Consider the following 1,237-nt stretch of genomic DNA (forward strand, 5'->3'; position numbering starts at 1 on the left):
ATAAATATAATATTCCTGAAAAGAACATCTACAGCTATGAGACGTTTGACCAGATTAAAGATAATCCTGACATAGACATCATTTATATTGTACTGCCTAACGGCATGCATGCTGAGTATACTATCAGGGCTGCACAGGCTGGTAAGCATGTCATCAGTGAAAAGCCTATGGCCACCTCTGTTGAGGATGCGCAGCGTATGATTGAGGCCTGTAAGCAAAATAACGTTTCCCTCTCTATTGGTTACAGGCTCCACTTTGAGCCACACAACCAGCGGGTAATGGAGCTGGGGCAACAGCAGGTTTACGGAAAAATAAATAAGATAGAAGCAGCAGACAGCTTCGTATTTGGAGGCAGCCCGGACAAATGGCGCCTGGACAAGCAGCTTGCCGGAGGCGGTCCTCTTATGGATTTAGGGGTTTATTGTGTACAGGGAGCATGTTACACAACAGGCCAGAAACCTGTTGCCGTAACTGCAAAGTTTGGTGAAGTAACCCGCCCAGAATACTTTGACGAGGTAGAGCAGTCTATAAGCTGGCAGTTAGAGTTTTCTGACGGTGTTGTAGCTGATTGCACAAGTAGTTACAATGAAAGTGCAGGGAAATTACGTGGAGAAGCTGAAAATGGCTGGTGGGAACTAGACCCCGCCTATAGTTACTCTGGTATAAAAGGAGAAACAAGTGAAGGAGAAATGGATTTCCCGCAGGTAAACCAGCAGGCTCGCCAAATGGACGGCATTGCGCAAAGTATCATGGATGGTAAAGCATCCAGAGTACCCGGTGAAATGGGCCTGCGAGATGTTAAAATCCTAATGGCTATTTATGAAGCCGCCCAAACAGGTAAAAGAGTTGAAATATCTTATTAAGTAACATGTTGTTAGTAAAGTCAGTTAGGCCGTGAGTTCTGGAACTTAGCTTAAAAGACTTGAATAAAAAACAACCTTAGATTAATCTGTAACATAATAGTGCAACAAAAATAAGTTGTAGCATTCTCAGAACTAATTCCTCATGAAAACAAACAACCCAAACCCGATCCCAAACCGGCGAAAATTTCTAAAAGGCTTCTCTTTTGCGCTAGGCTCTACAGCCTTAGGTTTACCTTTGCTTTCCTTAAATTCATGCCAGGCAGGAGGCAGTTCTGGCGCTGGTAACGAAGAGCAGGTCTCTCAGGAGAAACAGAATAAAGGAAACAGCAATAAAATGGGTATTGCTCTGGTAGGGCTTGGTAACTATAGTACGG

General features: G+C 43.9%; 1 protein-coding gene and 1 pseudogene. Both read left to right on the top strand.

Features of this window, described 5'->3' with window-relative positions; genetic code table 11:
• A partial coding sequence (locus tag LN995_RS21640; protein ID WP_229963179.1) for a Gfo/Idh/MocA family protein occupies positions 1-863 on the top strand: 863 nt, incomplete at its 5' end.
• Between the two features lie 142 nt (positions 864-1,005).
• Positions 1,006-1,237, top strand: a pseudogene (locus tag LN995_RS21645) (gfo/Idh/MocA family oxidoreductase); the annotation flags it as partial.

The organism is Pontibacter silvestris (genome assembly GCF_020907275.1).
Classification (GTDB): domain Bacteria; phylum Bacteroidota; class Bacteroidia; order Cytophagales; family Hymenobacteraceae; genus Pontibacter; species Pontibacter silvestris.